Origin of the sequence: Candidatus Protochlamydia sp. W-9 (assembly GCF_001950615.1) — a bacterium.
Taxonomy (GTDB): domain Bacteria; phylum Chlamydiota; class Chlamydiia; order Chlamydiales; family Parachlamydiaceae; genus Protochlamydia; species Protochlamydia amoebophila.
In genome coordinates this window covers 1-11,080 of the sequence record NZ_BCPZ01000302.1, presented here as the reverse complement: position 1 = coordinate 11,080, position 11,080 = coordinate 1, and the positions used below count along the sequence as shown (strand labels likewise).

Annotated in this window: 8 protein-coding genes; 4 read left to right on the top strand and 4 right to left on the bottom strand. The window is 34.2% G+C overall.

All coding sequences use genetic code 11. From position 1 onward, the window contains the following. Positions 1 to 52: 52 nt before the first annotated feature. Both cydB and BU804_RS08870 read right to left on the bottom strand, forming a co-directional pair. Positions 53 to 1,084, bottom strand: coding sequence for a cytochrome d ubiquinol oxidase subunit II (gene cydB / locus BU804_RS08875; protein WP_075883792.1), 1,032 nt, complete (start codon positions 1,082 to 1,084; stop codon positions 53 to 55). After that, positions 1,068 to 2,465 (bottom strand): cytochrome ubiquinol oxidase subunit I, encoded by a 1,398-nt coding sequence (locus BU804_RS08870; RefSeq protein ID WP_075883791.1) that lies wholly within the window; start codon positions 2,463 to 2,465, stop codon positions 1,068 to 1,070. The genes cydB and BU804_RS08870 overlap by 17 nt, the downstream gene beginning before the upstream one ends. Positions 2,466 to 2,680: 215 nt before the next feature. Between BU804_RS08870 and folP the strand changes: the two genes are divergently transcribed. From folP to BU804_RS08850, 4 genes are read left to right on the top strand one after another with little or no spacing between them, the layout of a single operon-like run. Then, entirely contained in the window at positions 2,681 to 3,475 is a 795-nt protein-coding gene (folP, locus tag BU804_RS08865) for a dihydropteroate synthase (protein ID WP_075883790.1), read from the top strand. Between the two features lie 20 nt (positions 3,476 to 3,495). Beyond that, positions 3,496 to 4,299 carry a diadenylate cyclase CdaA gene (gene cdaA, locus BU804_RS08860; RefSeq protein ID WP_039358416.1) on the top strand — a complete coding sequence of 268 codons (804 nt, stop codon included), beginning with the start codon at positions 3,496 to 3,498 and terminating at the stop codon, positions 4,297 to 4,299. Beyond that, positions 4,287 to 5,558 (top strand): hypothetical protein, encoded by a 1,272-nt coding sequence (locus tag BU804_RS08855; protein ID WP_075883789.1) that lies wholly within the window; start codon positions 4,287 to 4,289, stop codon positions 5,556 to 5,558. Before cdaA ends, BU804_RS08855 begins: the two co-directional genes overlap by 13 nt. Beyond that, positions 5,548 to 6,270, top strand: a complete 723-nt coding sequence (locus BU804_RS08850) for an RsmE family RNA methyltransferase (protein ID WP_075883788.1) — start codon at positions 5,548 to 5,550, stop codon at positions 6,268 to 6,270. The genes BU804_RS08855 and BU804_RS08850 overlap by 11 nt, the downstream gene beginning before the upstream one ends. On the opposite strand, the gene BU804_RS08845 is transcribed toward BU804_RS08850, so the two are convergent. Then, positions 6,217 to 9,012: a hypothetical protein gene (locus tag BU804_RS08845; protein WP_075883787.1), complete on the bottom strand. Its 2,796-nt coding sequence runs from the start codon at positions 9,010 to 9,012 to the stop codon at positions 6,217 to 6,219. The two genes, BU804_RS08850 and BU804_RS08845, sit on opposite strands and share 54 nt — an antisense overlap. Next, positions 9,009 to 10,805 (bottom strand): pyruvate kinase, encoded by a 1,797-nt coding sequence (pyk, locus tag BU804_RS08840; RefSeq protein WP_075883786.1) that lies wholly within the window; start codon positions 10,803 to 10,805, stop codon positions 9,009 to 9,011. Before pyk ends, BU804_RS08845 begins: the two co-directional genes overlap by 4 nt. Between the last annotated feature and the right edge of the window lie 275 nt (positions 10,806 to 11,080).

Here is an 11,080-nt window from a genome sequence, read left to right as displayed (position 1 = left end):
TATATTTCTTAAAAAACGCATTTACCTCAAAAATATATTTTAAAATGTGTGCTTAATAGCTGTGAGGATCGATTTTAACTTTCCCTCTAAATATATAATAAATGGCTGTTGTATAAGCAATCACAAGAGGGACTCCAATTAAAGCAATTAAAAATAAAATTTCCAATGTTTTAACTGAGGAGGCAGAATTATAAATAGTTAAACTAAGAACGTCTGGCTGATCAATAGAGCGAATGACATTAGGATAAGTTCCTATTGCATACAGAGCAAGTAAACAAATGATATTAAGGCAAGAACAGATAAAAGCTCTTGAATCTTTTCCAAAGTAAATTTCTCGGGGAATATTAGCAACAGCTAATAAATTGATAAGAGCAATTATAAAGAAAAAAGGATTATGGCGAAAAGCTTCAATCATATGAGGCATATAAATTAAAGTTGCCATCGTGGTAATAGCGTAAGCAATAATAAAAATGATAATACAGGAAACCGCTTTCGTTCTCATCCGATCATGAAATTCCCCTTCTGTTTTCATCAGAATGTAAATTGAACCGTGCATAAGAAAGAGAAAAACTGTCATTCCTCCAACTAAAAGAGCATAGGGTTGTAAAAGATCTTCTAATTGACCAATGAATTCTTTATAACCATCTAACTGCATTCCCCTAATAAGATTTCCCATCACAAGTCCCAAAATGAAAGCTATCATCAAACTTCCCAGGGAAAAGGCTATATCCCAAGTCCAGCGCCACCAAGCCATCTGTTTCTTACTTCGAAACTCGATAGCCACAGCGCGAAAAATTAAAGCACTGAGTAAAGCCATGACAGGAACATAAAAAGCTGAAAGCATTGTTGCATAAATATCCGGAAACCCAGCAAATAAAGCTCCTCCAGCTGTAACTAACCATACTTCGTTGCCATCCCAAACTGGCCCAATCGAATTTAACATGACCCGTCTTTCAATATCTTTTTTTGCAAACAAATGGAGCATTCCGACTCCTAAGTCAAATCCATCTAAAATAGCATAGCCTATAAGCAGGATGACAAAAATTGTAAACCAACCAAATTCTAAATTAGAGACGGGTATCATGATGATTTTCCTCTACCAAATGATGAAGTCCATGATAAGGAGTAGAAGAATCATCTTCTATTTCCTCTTCCGGACCATGTTTAACTTTTTCGTTGAGCATATACACAAATAGAATAAACAATAAGAGGTAAACACACATAAACATGATAATGGAGCCCAAAACTTGATTAGCTTTAACACTCTTAGAAAGCCCTTCAGAAATGCGTAATAAGCCATAGACAAGCCAAGGATAACGTCCTGTTTCTGCACTATACCAACCTGCTTGATTAGCCACTTGTGCATAAATAGCTGAAAAAACCATCACCCATAAAATACCGCGATGATTTTCTAACGTTTTTTTATACCATAAGTATAATCCAGCTATTGATAGTGAGAACATCAGTGCCCACATAGCAATCATTAATCGATAAACATTAAATATAACTGGCACATTGGGCCAGTCCTCAGGATTAACCTGATCTAACCCTTTCACTTCAGCATTACAATCTCCAAATGACAAAAAACTGAGCAATTTTGGGATTTGAATAGCATAATCAATTTTCTTTTCCTCAGTGTTTACAACACCAAATAATGTTAAAGGGACACCTGATTCCGTTTGATAAAGAGCTTCCATCGCTGCTAACTTAGTTGGTTGATATTTAGCAACGACTTTACCACTACTATCCCCTGAATAAGCTTGCAGAATAGATGTTATGAAAGCAACCCATAAACCAATAATGATTGATTTTCGCGCAAAAATTTGATGCTTCTTTTTAAGCAAATAATAAGCCGAAATACTAATGACTAAAAAAGCTCCTGCTAACCAACACCCTAAAATGACGTGGCCAAGACGTATCATTGAAGAGGGATTAAAAACCATTTCCCAAAATTCAGTGATTTCTGCTCGCGCATTCATTCCTTCTCCGGCAATTTTAAAGCCTGCCGGTGTCTGCATCCAAGAATTTGCAATTACAATCCATATAGCACTAAAATGGGCCCCCAAACAAACCATTGTCGTTGCAAAAAAATGAAACTTAGGACTGACTCGATTCCAACCAAAAATGACAACCGCTAGAAATCCAGATTCAAGAAAAAAAGCAAAAACACCTTCCGCTGCAAGAGCGCTTCCGAAGACATCTCCCACATAACGAGAATACGTTGCCCAATTTGTCCCAAATTCGAATTCCATGACAATTCCTGTCGCCACGCCTATCGCAAAGGTGAGCGCAAAAACTTTTGTCCAAAATTGTGCCATGCGCAAATAAATAGGATTTTTAGTCTTTATATACAATCCTTCAACAATGACCATAATCAATCCAAGACCAATGCTCAAAACGGGATAAATATAATGAAACATGATTGTCAAAGCAAATTGAATTCTAGCTAATATCAAAACATCCACACTTAAACCTCATTAGTGTCTGTTTAAGAAATCTAAAAATATAAACGGTCAATTTTTGTGTTACTGAATTTGAATTTTTCTCTTTGAAAGTCTATATTCTGAAATTTAGGGAAATAAAAATTACTATTTCCAAAAACCGATCCTTGTAAGATGCCAACAAAAATGTTGAATTTCAAGGAGAAAAATGCAAATTCAATCCAATAATTGGTATCAAGATGCACACAAAGTTAATGGGAATACTTAACGTTACCCCCGACTCTTTTTTTGATCAAGGACGATGGTTTGATCCCCAATTAGCAATTGAAAGGGGTAAACAAATTTTCCTTGAAGGAGCCGATATTTTAGATATTGGGGGAGAATCCACAAAACCTGGTGCAAAACCAGTTTCTGAAAAAGAGGAGTTAAATCGCGTCATTCCGGTTCTTCAGCATTTAAAAGCCGAACTTTCGATTCCTATTTCAATTGACACAATGAAAGTAAAAGTTGCTGAAGAGGCTTTAAAAGCAGGGGCAAGCTTAATCAATGATGTATCTGGTTTTCGAGACCCCTTTATGAGAAAGTTAGCTGTTGAAACTCGATCTTCTATTTGTGTTATGCATATGCATGAAACTCCAACAACGATGCAAAATAATCCTATTTATCCATCGGGAGTGATTCCTTTTTTAATAGAGTGGTTTTCTAAGCAAATAGACTTATTACTATCCGAAGGAGTACAAGAAAAGCAAATTATTTTAGATCCTGGGGTTGGTTTTGGAAAAACGGTTGCCGATAATGTGAAAATTGTACAAAATTTACACAAAATTAAAGAATTGGGATTCCCTCTTCTAATAGGCCTTTCCAGAAAATCTTTTTTAGGAAAAATCATTCATAAAACTTATCCAGAACTACTTCCTTCAACATTAGCGGCCAATACTTTAGCGATTCTTGCTAAAGTAGATATTTTGCGTGTCCATGATGTGGCAGCTCATAAAGACATTTTAAAAGTGATGCAACAATTTTTTTCAACCTAAAGCAAGTTTTGGCATAGTGTATGTGGATTTTTCAGCTGTTCATTCCAGGAATAGAGATATTGATCATAGCTTTGTTCGTCTACTATCTTTTGTCTTTTTTTTGGAATACGCGTGCTATGGATGTGCTTTATGGAAGTTTAGCTTTTTTAGCTTTCTTTGCGCTTTCTAAATGGCTAAATTTGCCTGTCTTAGAAAAACTAATGTTTTATGTTGTCAACGTCGCTGTATTAGCTTTATTAATTATCTTTCAGCCAGAAATTCGACTTTCTTTATCTAAACTCAGTTTAAAAACTAAAAAATATCGCGAAGTGACAGAGTTCGATAAATTTCTTGAAAGCATCTCTCAATCTATTTACCGCTTATCAGAAAGGCGTATAGGAGCCCTTGTCGTTCTTGAAAATCAAGATTCTTTAGAAGACTTAGCCACCAAAGCAGTATTAATTAATGCGCAATTCTCCCCTGAGTTATTAGAATCTATTTTTATTACCACAACACCTTTGCATGATGGGGCTGTTCTTGTTCGAGGAACGACGATTTTATCTGCAGCAACTATTCTACCTTTAGCTGACGATAGTACGCTTTTATCTAAATCTATGGGGACAAGACACCGAGCTGGACTTGGAATTAGCCAATTAACCGATGCACTTGTGATTGTTGTATCAGAAGAAACGGGTAAAGTTTCTATAGCACGGGATGGAATTATGACACGTGGAGTAAAAGTAGACCGCTTTAAAGGTATTATTAGAAGTGTCTTCAGTCCTCCCAAGAGCACGGTTCCAACCAGTTTAAACTTTTGGGAGCAATTTAAACTATGGAACCGTTAATTTCTCATTTCTTTTTTTATCAATGGCAGAAAAAACTTGTTGCTTTAGTAACAGCGACGGTGATCTGGATTTTTGTCAGTCATACTATTACTTCGACAAAAACAATTCCGTCTGTTCCTGTCAGAGTGATTAATCTTCCCTCCGATAAAGCAATTCCGGGTTTGCTTCCTAATGGTTTTCTTGCTAAACGAGCAACTTTGACATTATCCGGTACTAAAAGTGTCATAGAGCAATTGGAACCAGGTGATCTTGAAGTAATCATAGATGTTTCCAACAGAGCCAATGAAGAAATAGTCCAAATTTCAAAGAAAAATTTGATCAGTTTAAATCCAGATGTCAATTTAAATAAACATGTGGCAGCGGTTAGCCATCCCGAATTTGTAATTAAAATGGATGAAATGCTCACAGAAAAAATTCCAATTACCATCCATCGACCAATTGGTGAAGTTCCAAAAGGATACGAGTTTTTAGATAGTTGGCCTATCGTTTTAATGCAAACTGTCAGCGGTCCTCAAGATCAAGTCCTTAATCTGAAAAATCAAGGGCTTGAGCTTACTTTTGATTTCAATGAAATCTCAAAAGAACAATTAGATTCTTTACAATCGACAAGTCCTTACGACGATGAAATTAACTTCTACATTCCAGATGCTTGGAAAAAAATATCTATTCCTTTTTTAGCACGAGGCCCTGTTGCTTTAAATGACCCTGAATCAAAATTTCTTCATTTAAGCTTTTTGAAACAGCAGTTAATTCCTTTGAAAAATGACCTTCCTTTACATGTATATTATCCTCTTAAGTATAGCGATGAAATCAACCCTAATACCTATGCTTTAGCAATTAATGATTATGTTCATATGAAGAACCATATTCCTATTTTAAAGCTCCCCTTACTCGCTAGTAATGTCAGTAAACTTTTTGTTGAAATTGTCAAAGATAATTTAGAAATTGAAATTGTAACAGCCCCAAAAACAGAGCGTCGTAAACTTGAATGGGGAATTGGCTTTATTGATGACTCTCACTTAGAGGATACTTACGCAGCTTTTTTACTTAGCAATACCAAATCAAATAATGGGTATTCTCAATCGAAAGTTCAACAAAGGGAAAAATATTTCAGGCAAAGATTCCGCAATTACATGCAACGTTTAACTCTTTATTTAAATCCGAATCAAAAATTGGAATTAGAAAGTTCTTTGAAAGATCAAGAAATTCGGATTAAAATTCCGGCCTTATCTCAAGGAGTTCCGACTAATGCCAGCTGAGCGTTTTTTTACCTCTGAAGAAATATCTTTGCATCAACATGTGGTATTAAAAGATAATGAATTTCACCATCTTACGCACGTGATGAGGGCAAAAAAAGGTGAGCGTGTTGAACTGGTGAATGGTAAAAGCATTTTAGCCCAGGCTACTGTTTTAGACATCCATAAAGGCCAAGCAGTCTTACTAATAGATCAAATAAAAACTGAACGAATGGATTCTTCACGCTTAATATTAGCTCAAGCTTATGTCAAACCTGATCGCTTAGCCTTTATTTTGGAGAAAGGAACAGAGCTAGGCGTCGATGAATTTTGGCTTTTCCCCGGTCAACTAAGTTTCCAAAAAGAAATTTATCCTCACCAACAAGAACGCGCCCAATCTCTAATAATCGCCGCTATGAAACAATGTGGGCGTTTAACTCTTCCTAAAATTCTTTTTAAGCCGGCTTTAAATCAATGGGATAGTATTTTTTCACAGGCTTTTTTTGGCGATTTAGATCCCCATGCCCCCTTTCTTGCTGCTGCAAATGAAGTATCTTCTTACCCTATTATTTTTTTTACAGGCCCTGAAAGTGGTTGGAGTGATGCAGAACGGCAGCAGTTAAAAAAAATGGGTGTGCAAGGAGTCAGGTTACATACTAACATTCTGCGCACTGATACAGCTTCAATCGCTGCTTTGAGTATTATTCAACAATGGAAATTCATTCCGTTTAAGTAAACCTAATAGTTCTTTTCTTTTTTTTGCATGATTAGCTTGGATAATGATTTCTCTTTTGAGCAAAGCTCCACCATAGACATATCTATATTTACTTGGTAATCGTGAATAATATTTAGATAGCATTGGTTTAAAAATTTTTTCGAGATCTTCTTGAATCTCTTCAATAATTTGCATATCCACAGCTTCTTTACTTGTATTATAGGGATTAATAGGTTTATCTAAATTCGCATTTTTATCTTCGACAGTTTTTCGAATCCACATGCGAAGAATAAATAAAAGATCTTCTCCTGCTAAAACATTTTCTGAGCTACTTTCAATCATCTTTTCTTCTAGGCTGATTAAAAATGTCGAAGAATCTGTCAAAGTCATAAATTTTCGGGAACTATGAGTTGATGATTGTTTGTTTAAATTATCTGTTAAAGGTATTTGTAACGATCTATCCCTTAAAAATTCCTTATTCGTAGGTAAATCTTCAGCTAACACTCGACGACTATTTAGTCGAACCCATGTTAGATCTGAAGCAAACGATTTAGTAAAATAATTGCTCATTTGCTCAAGAAAAAAATGCTCTTTGCAAAATTTTTGTTGAAAATTTTTATCAGAAGCTTCGATCAACCATGACATTGTAGAAGTATTTAAAAATTGATTTTCATAATTTTTGAGTAAATTTGATATTTGGGCTGATTTTAAAATTTTTTTTTGCAAAAGATACACTTGACTTTGAATGTATTCCATAAATTCGCAATCAGAGAAAAATTCTGGATAGAGGCAATGCTGTTCTTGCTCAGAGAGCAAACAGTATTTACTTAAATAGGTAACAATCTTTATCCTATAAAAATTTAATATATAAGTCCTAGCTAACATCATGGCGTGAAAAGCTAGTTCTTGAGTCCATCCTTTCCTAAATTTAATATTTAATATTCGTTCAATATCTGAAAAAAAGCTTTCGTTTAAAACGTCTAAGTTAAATGAAAAATGATCAAAACTAAGCCGTACGAGCTCGTCGATTAAATGATTTTCATCTATTGCATTTAAAATTTCATCTTGGCCCTTTTTAAAAATTTTTTCCACAAAACTTCTAGGACTATTTTGCTTTCGATATAATCTTTTTAGTTTAAAAATTTTCGAAAGTTTAAGCGTGGGCATCAATTGACTAATTTCAAACCCTAATTCCAAAAAGCTTACCGAACATTTTCGATAATCGTTTATTTCTTTTCGTTTTCGAATATAGACACAAATCAGAAAAACCTTATCGCTCTTACTTAAGCTCGGATTTAAGTCAGCGCGTTTTAATCTCTTTTTTAAATCATCTAAAAAAAAGTCTGGCTGTAAAAAATTTAAATCAAAAGGTTTAAAGTAAAAGGGTTGTAATTTTTTACTGATATATTGAAGGATGAATTCTTTTTTAAGAGAAAATTGCTTTTGAAACAAACGACACGCGATAGAAATAAGTTTTTTCTCAATGTACTGTTCGTCTAATAAAAATTTCTGTGCTTCAGGCAACTTTAATTCAAGGTTATTCTCAAAAACTTTTTCCAGAATGGATTTAATAGGGAGAATAAAATCTTTTATTTTCTCCAAGTCTTGCATAAATACTGGATGAAACAATCTGCGTTGCCGGATAGTAATAGTAATTGGCAAAAAATTCTTGGAATACAGATCGATAAAAAATTCCATAGATAATTGCGTCACTTGTTGGACAGCAAAAACTATGAATTCTTGCGTATTCTCTCTCTTTAATTCTTTTTGAAAAGCCTGTATAATTCTTTCTGTACAATGGTCTAAATGAAAAATTGTTGGTTGACTTGCAAAATCTTTGAAAATAGATTCTAAATGTTTTTTTAAAAATAGTTTTGGACTAGGCGGTACCCTTGCTGAAAATCCTTCTAAAATAAATAATTGGTATTGATGAGCATAGGGATATATTTTTTCGTATGTTTCTTCTTCGAAAAGTGGTTTGATAAGTTTTTGTTGAACTATCTTCGAAGAAAGTTTTAATGGAAATTGTTCAAAAAACATTAACCGAACAACAAGATCGTCAATTAAACTTATCAATTCAATTTTAAATTCCGGTTCTCGCGCAGCATAGATTAATTCGTCCAATTGATCTGGATTAGCTTCCAAATAAATGCTTAAAGCTCTTTGATAATCGCAGACAGAGAGCTCTTGTTTGAAAGCAGTAACCACTTTAACAAAAGCATCTTTATCAAAAAATTTCATCATTTGATAAATTTGATCAAGCAAGCTTTCATGCTGCAAATCTAACGACTTTTCGCTTAATAATTTAATAAATTTCTCAGCATTATTTCTTAGCGCACATAATTCAAGTTGATCAAAAAATGCTAAAGAGTTTTCTGACTCCAAATTTGGGTCTATCTGGCTAGCAGAAAGAATGGAGCTCAATAAATTAAGAGCATAATGCTGCGATATTTCTTCAAGTTGGCGAATTTGTTCTTTTTGACGTGTTTTTAAATCTTCCAAAATTGATTGAGGCAAATGCCCTAAAGCATAAAATTGCAGGACATTATTTAAATCTGTTTGCAAAGAGACTGAATGAGATAAACCAATGCCTGTTCGATGTATATCATTATAAGTTCCAAATTCTAAAAATTTTTGTATAATGGGAATAAATTTTCGATGAAAAACAAAAGTTTGCTGGTTGCTGTTTACAACATAATTTTGATAGTAAAATGGCGAAATATAAGAAAATAAATGAAAAGGGAATGCTTGGACAGCACTCATGAAAATTCTCCACTCGCCAACGATTGTTCCAAAACAACTCCTTTGTAAACAAGGGCTTTTTCAGGATCGAGAGTAACAAGCTGTCCTTCTTTTAAAATTTGACATGCCGCATCAGCTCGAAGAAGAATAGGCTTACCTAAACTCAGAGCAATCTTCTTCGCGTATTTTTCAGACGCAAAATCATTGATATGGTTCTGTAAAATAATAGCAGAAGCTTCCTTCATTAAGGATAAATAACTCTCATCACATTTGGCAATCACAAGTACCTGATCTTTGACCTCATAAGGTGCTTTAGACTGAGGAGCAAGAACTATTACTACGTTCCCATGCACACGTATACCATATCCAGAGTGCCCTCTTACCAAAACATCTCCAATATTTTCAACGATCATCATATTGGTCGTTCCTGAAAATCCAAAAGGAGTTCCTGCAGTAATCACAACCAAATCTCCATAGCTGACGTGTTGACTTCCAAGAGCAAAATCACTGATTTTTTTTAAACTTTTATCTAAAGAGTTACAAGGTTCACTGAGAAAAGGAATAACTCCCCAATTAAATGCCAACTGATGAAAAATTTTTTCTTTTGCTGTCATCGCAATAATAGGCATTTTAGGCCTAAGTCTTGATAAAAGTCGTGCTGTTGTTCCTGCTTTAGTAAAAGCAAAAATAGCTTTAGCGCTAGAACTGTAAGCTGTTTTTACAGTAGCTAAAGTCACAGCAGAGGGAACATCATGATAAACTAAAGGAGCATGTTGATCAAAAAAAGTACTGTAGTTGAAATCAGCTTCAGCCTCTTCTACGATACTTCGCATCACATTAACCGTCTCAACAGGATAACGACCAATTGCTGTTTCTCCTGAAAGCATGATAGCAGATGTACTATCATAAATCGCATTTGCTACATCAGATGTTTCTGCACGAGTTGGCCTAGGGTTATTGATCATTGATTCTAACATCTGCGTTGCCGTCACAACTGGCTTGCCTGCCAAATAACTTTTACGGATCATCATTTTCTGCAATCTAGGAACATGGCTTAAAGGAACTTCAACCCCTAAATCTCCTCTTGCTATCATGATTCCGTCTGCTGCTTGGACAATGCTATCAAAATTTTGCACCCCTTCACTATTTTCAATTTTTGCAATAACTAAAATATCAGTTTTTTTTTCATCAGCTAATAAACGCTTAATCTCTAAGACATGTTCTGCAGAACGAACAAAGGAAGCAGCAATCAAGTCAATATCCTGGCTGCATCCAAAACGAATATCGTCAATGTCTTTTTCGGTGACAGCAGGCAAATTTAGGCTTGTATTGGGAATATTAACTCCTTTACTTGAACGAATCATCCCGCTGTTATTAATTTCAACAAGCACACCTTCGGATGAATTTTCAATAACGCGTGAGGCAATATACCCATCATCAAATAAAATTGTTGTTCCAACAGGAAGTTGATCTAAAATATTGAGAGGAAAAATAGAAACTTGACTTTCATCTCCTAAAACCTCCTTTTTCACTAACCGCCATTTTTGACCTACCGTTAAAAAAATTTGTCCATCTCGAATTTTTCCTAGTCGTATTTCTGGCCCTTTTGTATCTAACATGATGGCTAAAGGTAAGTTAAGTTGACATCTCGCTTCTTTTAAAAGATTAATTGTCTTTAAATGTTCTTCTTGAGTTCCATGACTAAAATTCAACCTTGCAACGTTCATTCCTACGTTTATTAACTCAATAATTTTCTCCAAGGAATTGCAAGCAGGTCCCATTGTACAAACAATTTTTGTTCTAATTAATGCCATATTTTTCCTGAGTTTCTATTTGAACGTGCTCTGATTTAATTTAATCACTAGAGCCTATTTTGACAAATATAACTTAATTATTGCTAAAACTTTAAAAATTTTCTTTTCCTTCTATTTTATTTTCGACAAAATATCATTTAAAATCATTTTATTTAATTATGAATGATATAAAACTTTTTTTACTAAAATATAAAATATAGATAACTTTTTTGATTTTCATTAACAAAAAAAAATTTGTTAGAAATATAAAAAAAGAACTTGGAAGCTGTCCTGTT